Source organism: Mesorhizobium sp. NZP2234 (assembly GCF_013170765.1).
In the GTDB taxonomy this organism is placed as follows: Bacteria; Pseudomonadota; Alphaproteobacteria; order Rhizobiales; family Rhizobiaceae; genus Mesorhizobium; species Mesorhizobium loti_D.
The window spans coordinates 2,353,437-2,367,701 of record NZ_CP033364.1; the positions used below are offsets into that span (position 1 = coordinate 2,353,437).

The window sequence follows — 14,265 nt, forward strand, 5'->3', positions numbered from 1 at the left end:
CGAGGTGATTTTGTGATTCAAGATGCTGGCTGGGCGGAGGCCAGCATCGGATGCCAAGACCCTATTCAAACGATCTTCGTGAGCGCGTTGCGGCAGCGGTTGCGGCTGGCCGGACATGCCGGGAAACGGCTGCATTGTTCGGGGTGAGCGTGGCGAGTGTTGTGAAGTGGTCGCAACGCCAACGATTGAGCGGAAGCGCATCGGCGTTGCGCATGGGGCGTCAATCCGGCCGGGATTTGGAGCCACATCGCGTGTGGCTGCTGGAGCGGGTAGCCTCACAGTCGCATGTGAGCGTGCGAGCGCTGTCGGCGGAGCTTGCCGAGCGCGGCATCGTGGCAGCCCCGGTGTCGGTGTGGCGGGTGCTGAAGGAGGCCGGGTTCAGCTTCAAAAAAAACGCTGTTCGCCAGCGAGCAGGACAGGCCGGCGATTGCGCGGCGCCGGGCACAATGGAGGAAGTATCAAGGCAGGCTTGATCCACGGCGCCTGGTGTTCATCGACGAAACCTGGGCAAAAACCAACATGGCGCCGCTACGAGGCTGGGGGCCTCGTGGGCACCGATTGGTCGCCAAGGCTCCGCATGGCAAATGGCGCACGCTGACCTTCCTGGCCGCGCTGCGCTGCGAGCGCATCGACGCGCCCTGCGTCATTGATGGTCCCATCAACGGTGCAAGCTTTGCGGCCTGGGTTGAGCAGTTCCTCGTGCCGACGCTCTCGCCCGGTGACATCGTCGTCATGGACAATCTTGGAAGTCACAAGGGGCAAGCCATTCGTCGTGCCATTCGCGCGGCCGGAGCCAAGCTTTTCTACCTGCCACCCTACAGTCCAGACCTAAACCCGATCGAGCAGGTCTTCGCCAAGCTCAAGCACCTCATGCGAAAGGCTTCAGAACGGACCGTCGAGGCCACATGGCGACGTATCGGAACACTCCTCGAAAGCTTTCAACCCGCTGAATGCGCCAACTATCTCGTCAACGCTGGATATGCTTCAATGTAAGTGAAACACGCTCTAGAGCATTTCACCGTTTCACGGAAACGGCGAACTGCTCTAACTCATTGTTTTAACGCAACTCCGGACGGAAAACCGTTTCACACTTTTCCTGGAATTGCTCTAGTCGAACAGGCTCGACACCGATTCCTCGGTCGCCGTGCGCGAGATCGCCTCGCCCATCAGGTCGGCGATCGAGATGACGCGGATGTTGGGGGCGTCGAGCACGCCTTGCGTCGGCTGGATGGAATCGGTGATCACCAGTTCCTGCAGCTTCGAGCCGCTGATGCGGGCGACAGCGCCGCCCGACAGCACGCCGTGGGTGATATAGGCGGTGACGCTGGTGGCGCCGTTGGCCAAGAGCGCATCGGCGGCGTTGCACAGCGTACCGCCGGAATCGACGATATCGTCGATCAGCAGGCAATCCTTGCCGGCCACCGCGCCGATGATGTTCATCACTTCCGATTCGCCCGGGCGCTCACGGCGCTTGTCGACGATGGCCAGTTGCGCATCGAAGCGCTTGGCCAGCGCCCGCGCCCGCACCACGCCGCCAATGTCGGGCGACACCACCACGACGTTGCCGAGCTGCTTGTATTTCGCCTTCACGTCGCGGGCCATCACCGGCACCGAGAACAGATTGTCGGTCGGGATGTCGAAGAAGCCCTGGATCTGGCCGGCATGCAGGTCGAGCGTCAGAACGCGGTCGACGCCGGCGCGGGTGATCATGTTGGCGACCAGCTTGGCCGAGATCGGCGTACGGCCCGAGGCCCGGCGATCCTGCCTGGCATAGCCGAAATAGGGAATCACCGCCGTGATGCGCTTGGCCGATGAGCGCATGAAGGCGTCAATCATGATGAGCAGTTCCATCAGATGATCGTTGGTCGGGAACGAGGTCGACTGCAGGATGAAGACATCCTCACCGCGCACGTTTTCCTGGATTTCGACGAAGATTTCCTGGTCGGCGAAGCGCCTGACGCTGGCCTTGCCCAGCGGGATGTTGAGATAGCGGGCGACCGCTTCGGCCAGCACCCTGTTGGAATTGCCCGCGAAGAGTTTCATGCACCGTTCCTGGTGGGGGATGGGAAGGCCTGACAGACTCTCCCGCACCTTTTAATCGGGCTTTTAGCGGCCCGCGCTAGTATTGCAAGCGCCGAGATCGGGAATCCGCCGGCTAAGCTGAAGAAAGGTTCGTGCCATCGCCGAGAGGCAACACTCGAGCAGGCCTTGTCAGCCAGCCTTGCCGCCCAGAAATGCCGCGAACTGATCGATGGTCTGGTCGGCGATCGCCTGCATGGTGGCCGGCGAGACGCCCTTCCAGCTGTCGGCGCCCGCGCTGGCGCCGGAACTGGCCGAAGGCGCCTTCATCTGGCCGTTGATGCGGTGCAGGCGGTTGCCGGCCGGGTCGTAGACGTCCCAGACATAGATGACGGTGGTGTCCTTGCCCTCCGAAATCGCCGAGAAATAACCCTTCAGCACATGGGTCGCGGTCTGGTCGGCGCTGCCCGCGAGCGTGATGCCGCGCTGCCTGGCGCGCGTCTGCAGTTCCGCCGTCAGCGGGGTCGCGGCCTCCACCGAAGCGCCGACGATCGGCGCGATCTGCAGCCGGGTCTTCGACAGGATGGCGGCACTCTGGGCTGAGGTGAGCGGCGTGGTGGTGGTCGCGGACGCGCCCGCCGTGGAGGTCGCAGGCGCGGCTGTCGATGGGGCCGGAACGGTGGCCGCCGCGCTGCCCTGGACTCCCGGCGCGGGCTGCGCCGAGGCGGCCGGCGGGGTGATGGCGGAAGGTTCGAGAACGTCCTTTGCGTTGGTGCAGGAGGCAAGAGCCAATGCCACAAGCAATGACACGGTCGTCACATGCGATCGTCTCATTTGCCTTCTAACTCCTTGGCGAAGAACGCCTCCCATTATGGATTCACTGTACGATCAAGTCGAGATCATGGCGGGACAGCGGCTTCGGCTGGGATTCGGTGGTCAGGTAGGTGCGGCCAAGCGTCATTGCCGTCTCGGTCTCGGAATCCATGATGATCATATGGGCGAACAGCGTCATGTGCGGCGCGATCGGCTCGGGGTTGCCCTGGTAGAACATCGGCATGTCCATCCAGGACGGCGTGAAGCGGGCGCCGACGGAGTAGCCGCAGGCGTTCAGCCGGTGCTTGGTCAGGCCATGTGCCTCCATGGTGCGGGCATGCGCGTCGAAGACGTCGCCGAATGTATTGCCCGGCGTCATCGCCTTTTCGACGGCGAGAAGGGCAGCGCGCGCCGCGTCGAACAGCTCCTGGTGGCGCTTCGACACCTTGCCGGTCAGCACCGTGCGCATCATGGGCGCATGGTAATGGTGGAACACGCCGGCCCATTCGAGCGTCAGCTGGTCGTTCTTGGTCAGCTTGCGGCGGCCCGCCTTGTAGCGGCAGAGCAGCGCATCGACGCCGGAGCCGATGATGAATTCATTGGCCGGATAGTCGCCACCCCCGGCAAAGACCGCGCCCTGCATGGCAGCCAGAATCAGCGCTTCGTCGCCGCCCTGCTTGATCAGGGGCAGCGCCGCGTCCAGCGCATCGTCGGAGAGGTTGGCGGCCTTCTCGGCCTTGGCGATTTCAGCCGGGCTCTTGAACAGCCGCAGCCGCCCGACGATGCCGGACGCGTCGGCAATCTGGCCGAAGGTCTGCAACTGCTCGTCCAGCCGGCGGCCATTATAGGCCGTCAAGCCATGGGTGTCGTATTCGACGCCGATGCGGGCGCCGAGCAAATTGAGATCGTTGAGCAAATTGCGCAGGTCGACCGCCGGGTTGGCGCCGTTGCGGTCGGTCCAAAGCACGATGTTGTCGATGATGGAGGTGTGGCGCGCCTGGCGCAGGTCGGCCGAGCGGGTCAAGAGCACCATCGAGCCGTCGGCCTTCACCACCAGGCACTGGAAGAAACAGAAGCCGAACGTGTCGTAGCCGGTCAGCCAGTACATGCTTTCCTGCGCGAACAGCAGGATGGCGTCGAGCTTCTTCTCGGCCATCTCGATCATCAGCCGGTCGCGCCGCGCGTCAAATTCCGACCGTTCAAAATGCAGCGCCATTATTCATTCTCCAAAACGATGGCCGAAACCTGCCGGCCGTAATCGGGCTCCTTGCGGTGCGTGGTGCGCCGGTAGGAGTAGAACAGATCTTCCTCGGCATAGGTGCAGCGGCCAAGGCCCTCGGCGGTCACGCCGGCCCTTGCCAGCCGGTCGACCGTATAGCGATTGAGATCGAACATGGCATGGCCTGATGTGGCGGAGGGTGCGAAGTAGCCGATGTTTTCGGCGTCGGCCTCGACGAAACGGGCAATGAATTCCGGCCCGACCTCGTAATTGTCAGGGCCGATCGAGGGGCCGAGCACGGCGACGATGTTTTCGCGCCGGGCGCCGAGGCCTTCCATGGCGGCAATGGTGTTTTCCAGCACGCCGGTGAAGGCGCCTTTCCAGCCGGCATGCGCCGCGCCGATGATGCGCGCCCCGGCATCCGCGAACAGCACCGGGCCGCAGTCGGCGGTCGAGGCGCCGATGGCGATGCCAGGGCGATCGGTGACGATGGCATCGGCCTTGGGCCGTTCTCCGGCAAAGGGTTCCCTGGCGACGATGACGTCGGGGGAATGGATCTGCCAGGCGGTCAACAGATGGTTCGTCGGCACGCCCATCCAGGCGGCGACACGGGCGCGGTTCTCGGCCACCAGCGTCTGGTCATCATCCGATCCGGTGCCGATGTTGAGGCCCCGGTAGATGCCGGTCGATACGCCACCTGCGCGGGTGAAATAGCCGTGGCGGATGCCTTGTGCCTGCGCCTTGTCCAGCAGCGGGGACCGAACGGGATCCGGTTTGGTCTGATTCAGCATGCGGGCGTTGTTGTCCGTATGGGCGGTTTCGTCAAGAAAAAGCAGAAGCGGGGCGGCCGGCGGTTCGGCCGCTCTCTTGCCGGACGGGAGATTGGAAGGGGCAGCGGCGAAAAGTCAATCCGCTGTCGCAAAGGGCCGGACGGCGGCGCCGCGCGGCACGACGGCAAGCACCTTGAACAGTTCGCCCATCGCCCGCGGCCCGGCGAGGCGCTCGACGTCTTCGGTGATCTTGTCGCGGGCGGCCTGGCCGGCGTCGGCGCCAAGCCGGCCGGCACGCTCGAGTATGCCCATGCCGAGCAGGAAACTGCCCTGTGTCGACAGATGGGCGTCGAGACCATGCGCACGCACGATCGCTGCAAGGGCGGAGAAATCGACATGCGAGGTGAGGTCGGCCTCGCCTGGATTGGCCAGCACATCTTCGTGATTGTGCTTGCGCAAGGCCTGCAGCGTGTCGCCGACACCCGGCTGCAGGTGGCCGTAGTCGAGGAACAGCCCGGCGCCGCCGTTTCGGGCCACGCGTTCGGCGATGGCCGCCATCAGGGCGGTGCGGGCGGGCGCGATCTCGATGATCGCCCCTTGCGGCGCTTCAGCCGCGTCGACGGGCAGCAGCGTCGGGTCGACCGAGCCGGCGCCGGCGAAGAAACAAAGGGTGTTCTCGTCGTCCAGGCTCACCATGCGCTCGCGCCAGCTGGTGCCGGCGCGGACGAACTGGCGGATCGGTATGGCGTCGAACAGTTCGTTGCCGACGATGAGCAGCGGCTGATGGGGCAAGGTGTCGATGGTCTCGTGCCAGCGAACCGCGAAAGGCGTCGCGCCGAGCGTCTGTTTCTGGACTTCGGTCAGGCGTGGACTGGTCTCGATCATGGCGAAGGCGGCGCCATTGGCCAGGGTCGGATCAAGCCGCGACAGCGTGCGCAGCATGTCCTTCATCAGCGTGCCGCGACCGGGGCCGATCTCGGCGATGGTGACCGGCATCGGCCGGCCGATCGCTGCCCAAGCCTGGTAAAGCCACACTGCAACGAGTTCGCCGAACATCTGGCTGATCTCCGGCGCGGTGATGAAGTCGCCGGCGACGCCGAACGGTTCGCGCGTCGTGTAGTAGCCGTCCGCGGGGTCGAACAGGCATAGCGCCATGTATTCGTTGACGGGAAGGGGCCCCAGCGCCTCGATCAGGTCGACGATACGGGTCTTCAGCCGCGTCATGTCGCCTGCGGCTGCGCTTGCGTCACCGGCTTGGCTGTCGCCATCGCCCAGATGCCGATCAGCACCATCGGGGTCGACAGGATCATGCCCATGGTCAGCCAGTTGGTGCCAAGGAGGTAGCCGAGCTGCTGGTCGGGCTCGCGGAAGAATTCGACGAAGACGCGCGACAGGCCGTAGCCGCAGATGAAGGCGCCGCCGACGAAGCGCGGCGTCTTCAGCTTGAGGCGCGAATGGGTGAGGATGCGCAGGACCAGGAACAGCACCAGGCCTTCGAGCAGGGCCTCGTAGAGCTGGCTCGGATGGCGGGTGAACGGCCCGCCATTGGGGAATTCCATCGCCCAGGGCACGTCCGTCGGCCGGCCCCAGAGCTCGGAATTGATGAAGTTGGCGACGCGCACCAGGCCAAGCCCAACCGGCACGCCGGCGGCCACGACATCGAACAGCGACCAGGTGCGGATGCCGCGCTTGATGGAGAACAGCGTCATGGCGAGGATGACGCCGAGCAGGCCGCCATGGAAGGACATGCCGCCTTGCCAGACCGCGAAGATGTCGAGCGGGTGCGCGATGTAGCGCGGCAGGTCATAGAACAGGACATAACCGGTGCGGCCGCCGAGCACGACGCCGATCGCCGCCCAAACGATGAAATCGTCGAGGTCCTCGGGCTTCATCGGCAGCACGCCGTCCGGCCACAGTTTCGGGTTGGCGGCAAGACGCTTGGCGTACCACCAGGCAAACAGGATGCCGACGATGTAGCCGACGCCGTACCAGTGCACCGCCAACGGCCCGATCTGGATGAGGATCGGGTTGATGTTGGGGAAGGGCAACGAGGCCAGCGGCAGCAGGAAATATTCGTTCAACGGGAAGCTCTCGGTTGCGGTCGTGTTCGGGCGCGGACCATGCGGCAGGGTTTTGGCAGGGTCAAGGCAAGCCGGTCGCCGTCAAGTGTCGCGACGGATCACCATTGCGAGCCATCGTGCCGTGCGTGGTCAACTCACCCCTTGGCGGCCACCCACTGCCGCAATGCGTCGTTGATCCTGTCCTGCCAGCCGGGGCCATCCTCCTGGAAATGGTCGAGCACGGCCCGATCGATCCGGATCGAGACAAGCTCGCGCACATTGGGAGCAGCCGAGGGTTCGCGAATAGGGGCTGCCGGTTTCTTGACCGGCTTGAAGGCCGCTTCGGCGGCTGCGAACGGATTTGTCGGTCGGCGCGGAGGCGTTGCCATTGGTTGACCCTGATTGGAGCGTTCTGACGCAATAGAAGACGACAACACCATAGGCGATTTGGTGTTCTCAAGTATAGCTTGAGGCGGTTAGAGAGCTTCCCTCCGGCATGGCAGCGCCCATGCGCCATAGCAACGCAGAGGCCGTACTGGGCCTCAACGTTCTTGCATTCGGCGCTCAGCGCCACTACGTCATTTCGAGCAAGCGAGGATTTGCCATGTCGACCGGACCGAACCGCATTCTCGATGAATTCGCCAAGCTGATGACCGACGCCGCCGGTGCCGCGCAAGGCGTTCGGCGCGAGGTGGAGACCGCCTTCAAGGGCCAGGCGGAGCGTATCCTCAATTCGATGGACGTGGTGCAGCGCGAGGAATTCGAGGCCGCGCGCGAGATGGCCGCCAAGGCCCGGGACGAGAATACCCGCCTTGCCGCCCGCGTCGAGGCGCTCGAGGCCAGGCTCGCCGAACTGGCCGGCGATGCCGCACCAGCGGCGGCGGCGAAGCCCCGCGCAAAAAAATAATCGTTAAACTTTTCCACATAGTCCGAGCTTGAAAAGCGCTTTGCCGTGAATCGCTTAACGGCATTGCATGAATCTTTGTGACAGCGCCTTTCCACATGCGAATGACGCAGTGCGAAAAATTGGGCTGTTCACGCGACTCCCGATCAATAGACTGAATTTGTTGCATGATTCGGAGCAGGGTCATGCGGCCGGGCGGTGGGGTCCGGTCTGGGGTCTTTGCGTCGAGAAGTAGTCTTTAGCGCGAAGAAAGTCCTGGCCGTCCGAGTTCTAGATCAGATTGTTCGTTGTGTGTGCCCTCCCGCGGAGCGTGTGGCGGCGCTCCTCAGAACGACAGGAAGCATTCCATGGAACTTCTCGAACTCGAATTCTCCCGCGAAATCCATCCGGTGGATGTTATCGAGCAGGTGGCCCACAACAATGACTGGTCCTTCGAAAGGGCCGGCGATGATGAAATTTCGATCTCGGTCGCTGGCAGCTGGACCGACTATCACGTCTCCTTCTCCTGGATGGAGGATTTCGAGGCGCTGCACCTAGCCTGCGCCTTCGACATCAAGGTGCCGGAGACCCGTGCGCTGGAAGTGATGCGGCTGTTGTCGCTGATCAACGAACAGATGCTGTTCGGCCATTTCGACCTGTGGGAGCAGGAGGGCGCGATCATGTTCCGCCAGTCGCTGCTGCTGGCCGGTGGGGTCGAGCCGTCGAGCCAGCAGGTCGAGGTGCTTTTGTCCTCGGCGCTGGAAGCCTGCGAATGCTATTTCCAGGCCTTCCAGTTCGTCGTCTGGTCGGGAACCTCGGCCAAGGATGCGCTTGCCGGCGTGCTGTTCGAGACCTACGGCAACGCCTGAGCCAGTAGGGCAGAGACATGAGTTCGAGCAGCGAGCGTAAGCCCGAGATCAGTTTTGCCGATTTCGATCGTGTCGACATCCGCGCCGGCACGATCGTCGAGGCCGAACCGTTTCCCGAGGCACGTAAGCCTGCCTTCAAGCTGAAGATCGATTTCGGACCTGACATCGGGGTGAAGAAATCGTCGGCGCAGATCACCAAATATTATACGCCTGAAACGCTGGTCGGCCGGCAGGTGTTCGCGGTGGTCAATTTCCCGCCACGCCAGATCGGGCCGTTCATGTCGGAAGTGCTGACGCTCGGTTTTCCCGACGAGGAGGGCGCCGTGGTGCTGGGCGCCATCGAGCGCAAGGTGCCGGACGGCGGGCGGCTGTTCTAACCTCCGCCGCCCTGCGCGAGATCCATCACGCCGCCAGCTTGCGCGTCCTGCCGAGCGCCTCTTCAACCGTATCCATGAACATCTCGGCGCAGGCTTTCCAGCTGTAGCGCATGGCGCGTTCGCGGGCCTGATCGCGGCTGACGTTGAGCGCTGCAAGCGAGGCCTCGCGCAGATCGTTGGAGACCGCGCCGCCGATGCCGTCACCGACAATGTCGATTGGGCCTGTGACCGGATAGGCGGCGACCGGCGTGCCGCTGGCCAGCGCCTCGATGATGACATTGCCGAACGTGTCGGTGCGGCTGGGGAAAACGAAGACGTCGGCGGAGGCGTAGATCTCCGCCAGTTCGTCATTGGGGCGGTGGCCAAGGAAATGCGCGTTGGGGTAGCGCGCCTTGAGCCTGGCAAGCTCCGGACCCTCTCCGACCACCACCTTGCTGCCGGGCAGGTCGAGGTCGAGGAAGGCAGGCAGGTTCTTTTCGATGGCGACGCGTCCGACGCAGAGAAACACCGGACCGGGGAAGCCGAGATCCTTCCTCTTGTCCGGACGGAAATGGTCGGTGTCGACGCCGCGCGTCCATGGCCTCAGCTTGTTGAAGCCGCGCGCCGAAAGGTCGTCGGCGAGCGACTGGGTGGCCACCAGCGTGCCCTGGCCGGAATTGTGGAAATCGCGCAGCCAGCGATAGGCCCAGCTCTCAGGCACCGGCAGGCGTGCGCTCAGATATTCGGGGAAGCGTGTGTGATAGCTGGTGGTGAACGGCCGGCCGGCATTGCGGCAATAGCGCCGCGCCATGATGCCGAGCGGCCCCTCGGTGACGATGTGGATGTGGTCGGCCTTGTAGCCGTCGATCAGCTTCGCGACATGGCCGGGCGTGGTCAGCGCCAGGCGGATGTCGGGATAGGTCGGCAGGGGCAGCGTGCGAAAGATGTTGGGCGTCAGGAAATCCACCGCGACGTCGAAGGACTTGAGCGTTTCGGTGAGCCGCTCCAGCGTGTGGACGACGCCGTTGACTTGCGGGCGCCAGGCGTCGGTGACCATCAATATGCGCATGGCGGCCCTTTGCTGGAAAGGTCGACTGTTGCCTTGAGACGATGCCGGAACGGCGACCAGCCTGCCGCCCTCGCTTCGCTCCAGCGCACCCGGGTGGGCACGGGGTCGAAGTGAGGCGGTTGGGCCGAATCAAGTGTGGTCGCGCGCTTCATGCGCGCTCTTCACCATGATTTCATGACGGGCGGATGAAGCTTGATCCTTCGCCTGGTACTTGAGCTCGCCTAGGCCGGGACCTTGATCACCGCGCGCAGGCCGCCGAGCGGACTGTCGTCGAGGGTGATGTCGCCGCCATGGCTGCGGGCGATGTCGCGGGCGATCGACAGGCCGAGCCCGGTGCCGCTGGCATCAAGGTTGCGAGCTTCGTCCAGCCGAACGAAGGGCTTGAACACGTGCTCGCGCCTGTCGACCGGAATGCCGGGACCGTCGTCGTCGACGGTGACCACGAGCGAACCACGGCCGTGGTTGGCATCGACCTCCACCGTCTTGGCATAGCGGAAGGCGTTGCCGATGACGTTGGACAGCAGCCGCGCGAAGGCGTTCGGCCGTACATGCACCGTGGGGTCGCCGGAAAGCGTCGTCGACAGCTTGCATTTGCGCAAGGCGGCTTCCTCGCCGAGCTTCTGGAAATAGGCTTCGAGATCGAAACGTCCCGGGTCCTCCGAAGCTTCGCCGCGGGCAAAGGCGAGATAGCCTTCCAGCATCGACTGCATGTCATCGATGTCCTGGTTGAGTGCGGCCTTGGTCTCGGCCTTGCCGCCGGCCAGCGCCAGCTGCAGCTTGAAGCGGGTGAGGATGGTCCTGAGGTCGTGGCTGACGCCGGTCAGCATGGCGGTGCGCTGTTCTATCTGGCGCTCGATGCGCTCGCGCATCTGGATGAAGGCAAAGCCGGCACGGCGAACTTCTTCGGCGCCGCGCGGGCGAAAATCGCGCGGCATCGGCCGGCCCTTGCCGAAGCTTTCGGCGGCCTCGGCGAGCGTCAGGATCGGCCGGATCTGGTTGCGCAGGAAGGGGATGGCGATCATCAACAGCACCAGCGAGGTGCCGACCATCCAGATCAGGAAGATGTGGGTGTTCGAAGCATAGGCCTGGCTGCGGCGCACGAACACGCGCAGCACCTTGCCTTCAAGCTGGACGCGCACCTCGACGATGTTGGAATTGCCGACCGTGTCGATCCAGAACGGCCGGTTGATCTGGCGGGTGATCTCGGCCGAGAGCACGTCGTCGAGGATCGAGAAGAACGGTTTTGGACCGGGCGGCGGCAAGGGATCCGGCGGCAGCAAATCGACCTTCAGCTGCATGCGGTCCTGCGCGATGCGGATGATGTTGGCGTAATCGGCATCGTGCGGGTAGGTCTCGACCAGGTCGATGATGGCGGCAATGTCGCGCACGGTGGCCTGCGACAGGCGCTGCGTCACCGTTGCCCAGTGGCGTTCCATGAAGACGAACGCGACCACCGACTGCAAAAGGATCATCGGAGCGATGACGATGATCAGCGAGCGCGCATAAAGGCGCTTGGGCATGTAAAGCGAAACGAGGCGCCAGAACCGGTTCCAGATGCGCGGCACCGCCTTGAGCGTTCGCGTGGCGCGTGCGCTCAAGCCGTCATTTCCCGGCTGTTCCAGTTCCGTGGTCGCCATTGGCTCTTTTCATTTCGCCCGCGGCACTAGATCAGAACGACGTCTGGTTCAATCGCCTTCCTGATCCAACTCTTTGTTGAAGCATGATCTTTCCGAAACCGATTCCCATTTTTCGGGATCATGCCCTAGAGCCGCGCCCGATATTCTATTCCACGCTGAGCCGATACCCAATACCGCGCACGGTCTGCAGCCAGACCGGGTTGGACGGATCGCGCTCGATCTTGCGGCGCAGCCGGTTGATCTGCACGTCGATGGTGCGCTCGCCGACTTCCGAATCGTCGCCGACCAGTTCGTGGCGCGGGATGGTCTCGCCGGCCCGCGCCGCGAAGATCGCCAGGATCTCCTGCTCGCGGTCTGTCAGCTTCAGCGCCTCGCCGCCTCGCTTCAGTTCGCGCCTGGCGATCTGGAAGGTGTAGGGACCGAAGACCAGCTGTTCGACCTTGGGCGTCGTCGCCGGGCCGCCGCGACGCAGGATGTTGTTGATGCGCAGGATCAACTCGCGCGGATCGAAGGGCTTGGGCAGGTAATCGTCAGCGCCGGCCTCCAGCCCGGAGATGCGGCTGTCGGTTTCAGACAATGCCGTCAGCATCAGGATCGGCACGTTCTTTTCGGCGCGCAGCGATTTGGTGAGATCGACGCCGCTTTCGCCTGGCATCATGACATCGAGTACAAGCAGGTCGAAATCGAGGCCGGCGAGCTTGCGCCTGGCTTCGCCGGCATTGCCGGCGACGGTAACGCGAAAGCCGTTTTCGGTCAGATACTGTTTGAGAAGATTGCGGATGCGCGTGTCATCGTCGACCACAAGCAGATGCGGCGCATCGTCGTCCGGTGCGACCGCCTGATCGACCCTCTCAGTGCTCTCCATGGCTTTTTCCTGACATTTTTGCGGACCCAACGTCGATCTGAGCTCTCAGTTCCGGATTGACCATCGCTTCGAGGAAGCGTTCCACCAAGGTCCGTTCGGTGGCGCCGGAATCTTCCAATGCAGCACGGATGCGGCGCGACTGTGGCCGCGCCAGCGCCAGTGCCAGTGCCCGGCCCTTGGCTGTCGGGTAGAGTTCGCGCTGGCGGCGGTCGCGCGGGCCCTGCAATTGCACGATATGGTCGGTGTCGATCAGCTGCTTGAGCACCCGCGCCAGGCTCTGCTTGGTGATCTTCAGCACGTCGAGCAGTTCGGCAACCGTCAGGCCCGGCCTGCGGTTGACGAAATGCAGCACCCGGTGGTGGGCACGGCCGAAGCCATAGTCGGCCAGGATCTGGTCGGGATCGGAGGTGAAGTCGCGATAGGCGAAGAAAAACAGTTCGATGATGGCGAAGTCGATGCCGTCCTCGACTGACATCGCGGTCCTGATCGGTTTTCCGGCAGATGGGCTTCGATCCGTCATCATTTCTCCATGGGAACGGGAGATTATGTCAGTACTATTGACGTAATTTCCCTGCAATGGTAATTTTTGACAAGCTTTTGGGCGGATTGCGAACGAAAAGGCAAGGCAAGCCGGTTTTTCCGGAATTTCCTGAGTTTGCCAGAGCGCGATTATCCGCCTACGCTTCGAGACACCGGCCGGCGTCTCAAATCGTACCGCGCGGCCAAAAAGAACACGCAACGACACTGAGATATTCGGGCCGCGGCCCGCGGGAGGTTACCATGGCATCCGTTCCCTTCGATCAACTGGACGGTTTTATCTGGATGAATGGCGAGTTCATTCCGTGGGGCGACGCCAAGATCCATGTGCTGACGCACGGTTTGCACTACGCCAGCGCCGTCTTCGAGGGCGAGCGCGCTTATGGAGGCGAGATCTTCAAGCTCAACGAGCACACCGAGCGCCTGCATGAATCGGCGCGCCTGCTCGGCTTCAAGATTCCCTATGCGGTCGCCGAGCTCAACGATGCCTCGACCAAGCTTTTGAAGAAGCAGGGTTTCCAGGATGCGTATGTCAGGCCGATCGCCTGGCGCGGCAGCGAGCAGATGGGCGTTTCGGCGCAGAACAATCGTATCAACGTCGCCATCGCCATCTGGCAGTGGCCGAGCTATTTCGACCCGGCTCAGAAGCTCAAGGGCATCCGCCTCGACATGGCGGAATGGCGCCGGCCCGACCCGCGCACGGCGCCCTCGAAGTCGAAGGCCGCCGGCCTCTATATGATCTGCACCATGTCCAAGCATGCGGCCGAAGCAAAGGGCTATGCCGACGCCATGATGCTCGACTGGCGCGGGCAAGTGGCGGAGGCAACGGGCGCAAACATCTTCTTCGTCAAGGACGGCAAGATCCATACGCCCACGCCCGACTGCTTCCTCGACGGCATCACCCGCCGCACGGTCATTGGCCTGGCCAAGGATCGCGGCCTGGAAGTGATCGAACGCGCCATCATGCCGGAAGAACTCGAAGGCTTCGAGCAATGCTTCCTGACCGGGACAGCGGCGGAAGTAACGCCGGTTTCGGAAATCGGCCCTTACCGATTCGAGGTCGGCGAGATCGCCAAGAACCTTATGAACGACTATTCTGCCGCGGTTCAGCCCAAGCACGCGATCGCCGCAGAATAACGATAGTCACAGCTTTTCACGCAAGCAGGGG

At 63.4% G+C, this 14,265-nt stretch carries 16 protein-coding genes; 5 read left to right on the forward strand and 11 right to left on the reverse strand.

The genetic code is table 11. The annotated features are described in order from the left end of the window. Positions 1–50: 50 nt before the first annotated feature. Positions 51–993 (forward strand): IS630 family transposase gene (locus EB230_RS11520; protein WP_156394344.1). Its coding sequence is split into 2 segments (ribosomal slippage): positions 51–386 and positions 388–993, totalling 942 coding nucleotides; the frame shifts between segments, so codons are not numbered across the junction. Positions 994–1,107: 114 nt separating this feature from the next. Here the strand turns inward: EB230_RS11520 and EB230_RS11525 are convergent. From EB230_RS11525 to EB230_RS11555, 7 genes are all read right to left on the reverse strand, one after another. Continuing rightward, positions 1,108–2,043 carry a ribose-phosphate pyrophosphokinase gene (locus EB230_RS11525; RefSeq protein ID WP_019860650.1) on the reverse strand — a complete coding sequence of 312 codons (936 nt, stop codon included), beginning with the start codon at positions 2,041–2,043 and terminating at the stop codon, positions 1,108–1,110. A gap of 168 nt (positions 2,044–2,211) precedes the next feature. Beyond that, positions 2,212–2,853, reverse strand: coding sequence for a hypothetical protein (locus EB230_RS11530; protein WP_056578956.1), 642 nt, complete (start codon positions 2,851–2,853; stop codon positions 2,212–2,214). A gap of 43 nt (positions 2,854–2,896) precedes the next feature. Further along, complete coding sequence (locus EB230_RS11535) at positions 2,897–4,048, reverse strand: Xaa-Pro peptidase family protein (protein WP_056578952.1); 1,152 nt, start codon at positions 4,046–4,048, stop codon at positions 2,897–2,899. Continuing rightward, positions 4,048–4,842: a peptidoglycan editing factor PgeF gene (gene pgeF / locus EB230_RS11540; RefSeq protein WP_056578949.1), complete on the reverse strand. Its 795-nt coding sequence runs from the start codon at positions 4,840–4,842 to the stop codon at positions 4,048–4,050. Before pgeF ends, EB230_RS11535 begins: the two co-directional genes overlap by 1 nt. A 114-nt stretch (positions 4,843–4,956) precedes the next feature. Beyond that, on the reverse strand, positions 4,957–6,045 hold the full coding sequence (locus EB230_RS11545; protein WP_056578946.1) for a class I SAM-dependent methyltransferase: 1,089 nt from the start codon (positions 6,043–6,045) through the stop codon (positions 4,957–4,959). Continuing rightward, positions 6,042–6,902, reverse strand: a complete 861-nt coding sequence (gene lgt / locus EB230_RS11550) for a prolipoprotein diacylglyceryl transferase (protein ID WP_081295140.1) — start codon at positions 6,900–6,902, stop codon at positions 6,042–6,044. The genes EB230_RS11545 and lgt overlap by 4 nt, the downstream gene beginning before the upstream one ends. Before the next feature lie 134 nt (positions 6,903–7,036). Then, on the reverse strand, positions 7,037–7,270 hold the full coding sequence (locus EB230_RS11555) for a BrnA antitoxin family protein (protein ID WP_056578943.1): 234 nt from the start codon (positions 7,268–7,270) through the stop codon (positions 7,037–7,039). 215 nt (positions 7,271–7,485) lie between these two features. Between EB230_RS11555 and EB230_RS11560 the strand changes: the two genes are divergently transcribed. From EB230_RS11560 to EB230_RS11570, 3 genes are all read left to right on the forward strand, one after another. Continuing rightward, positions 7,486–7,788, forward strand: coding sequence for an accessory factor UbiK family protein (locus EB230_RS11560; RefSeq protein ID WP_056579043.1), 303 nt, complete (start codon positions 7,486–7,488; stop codon positions 7,786–7,788). A 344-nt stretch (positions 7,789–8,132) separates the two neighbouring features. Beyond that, the gene (locus EB230_RS11565) at positions 8,133–8,633 is read left to right on the forward strand and encodes a YbjN domain-containing protein (RefSeq protein WP_013893499.1); all 501 of its coding nucleotides are present in this window, start codon (positions 8,133–8,135) and stop codon (positions 8,631–8,633) included. A 17-nt stretch (positions 8,634–8,650) separates the two neighbouring features. Continuing rightward, on the forward strand, positions 8,651–9,010 hold the full coding sequence (locus tag EB230_RS11570) for a tRNA-binding protein (protein WP_056578940.1): 360 nt from the start codon (positions 8,651–8,653) through the stop codon (positions 9,008–9,010). A 25-nt stretch (positions 9,011–9,035) separates the two neighbouring features. Here the strand turns inward: EB230_RS11570 and EB230_RS11575 are convergent, their stop codons facing one another. The 4 genes from EB230_RS11575 to EB230_RS11590 all read right to left on the reverse strand — a co-directional run bounded on the left by EB230_RS11575 (position 9,036) and on the right by EB230_RS11590 (position 13,080). Beyond that, complete coding sequence (locus tag EB230_RS11575) at positions 9,036–10,058, reverse strand: glycosyltransferase family 1 protein (protein WP_056578937.1); 1,023 nt, start codon at positions 10,056–10,058, stop codon at positions 9,036–9,038. Positions 10,059–10,279: 221 nt separating this feature from the next. Further along, a complete protein-coding gene (locus EB230_RS11580) occupies positions 10,280–11,695 on the reverse strand; it encodes an ATP-binding protein (protein ID WP_081295141.1) in 1,416 nt (471 codons plus the stop codon). A gap of 145 nt (positions 11,696–11,840) precedes the next feature. Next, complete coding sequence (locus EB230_RS11585; RefSeq protein ID WP_056578934.1) at positions 11,841–12,560, reverse strand: response regulator transcription factor; 720 nt, start codon at positions 12,558–12,560, stop codon at positions 11,841–11,843. Beyond that, positions 12,547–13,080 (reverse strand): MarR family transcriptional regulator, encoded by a 534-nt coding sequence (locus EB230_RS11590; RefSeq protein ID WP_056579037.1) that lies wholly within the window; start codon positions 13,078–13,080, stop codon positions 12,547–12,549. Before EB230_RS11590 ends, EB230_RS11585 begins: the two co-directional genes overlap by 14 nt. A gap of 260 nt (positions 13,081–13,340) precedes the next feature. Here EB230_RS11590 and EB230_RS11595 point away from each other — a divergent pair, with 260 nt between their 5' ends. Further along, positions 13,341–14,234: a branched-chain amino acid aminotransferase gene (locus tag EB230_RS11595; RefSeq protein WP_056578931.1), complete on the forward strand. Its 894-nt coding sequence runs from the start codon at positions 13,341–13,343 to the stop codon at positions 14,232–14,234. Positions 14,235–14,265 lie beyond the last annotated feature (31 nt).